At 77.2% G+C, this 632-nt stretch carries 1 protein-coding gene; it reads left to right on the top strand.

Annotation, left to right across the window (positions count from 1 at the left end; all coding sequences use genetic code 11):
* Positions 1-45: 45 nt before the first annotated feature.
* Positions 46-632, top strand: a 587-nt coding sequence (locus tag ACYVE9_RS29950) for a SpnB-like Rossmann fold domain-containing protein (RefSeq protein WP_461030999.1), incomplete at its 3' end; no start/stop codon positions are given.

The following is a 632-nucleotide window of genomic DNA, read 5'->3' as shown; positions in this document are numbered from 1 at the left end:
GGCGCCTTCGCGGTCCGCGCGGCCGACGCCGCCGGAACGCCGGTCGTGACCATCGCCGAGGTGCGGCTCCAGCCGGTCACCCGCGGCAGCCTCAGGGCGGCGGGCGCCGCCCAGCAGGATGCCCTGTTCTCCGTCGAGTGGACCGACACGCACCTCCCGTCGGCCGGTGCGCGCGCGCCCGAGACGTGGGCGGTCGTCGGAGACGACACGCTGGGCATCCGGGCCGGGCTCATGAAGGCCGGCCAGTACGCCGAGGCGTACCCGGACCTGGAGGCACTGGCCGCCGCCGTCGGCGACGGCAGCGCACCCGACGTGGTGGTCACCGCGGCGACCGGGACCCCGGGAGCCGAGCGCGCCGCGGCGGTGCACGACACCACCCGCCGGGCGCTGGACCGCGCGCGGACCTGGGTCACGACACCTCTCTTCGAACGGTCCAGGCTGGTGTTCCTCACCCGCGGCGCGGTCCCGGCCTGGCAGGACAACGCCCCGGACGGCTCGCTCGACCCGACGGCCGCCGCCGTGTGGGTGCTGGTCCGCTCGGCGCAGACCGAGTTCCCCGGCCGCTTCCTGCTGGTGGACACCGACGCGGGCAAGCCCGCCTGGCGGGCGCTGCTGCGCGCCGCAGGGTCGGA

The sequence above is a fragment of the Streptomyces sparsus genome, assembly GCF_054776295.1.
The sequence above is the reverse complement of the archived record's forward strand: the minus strand, read 5'-3'. Positions and strand labels throughout refer to the sequence as shown.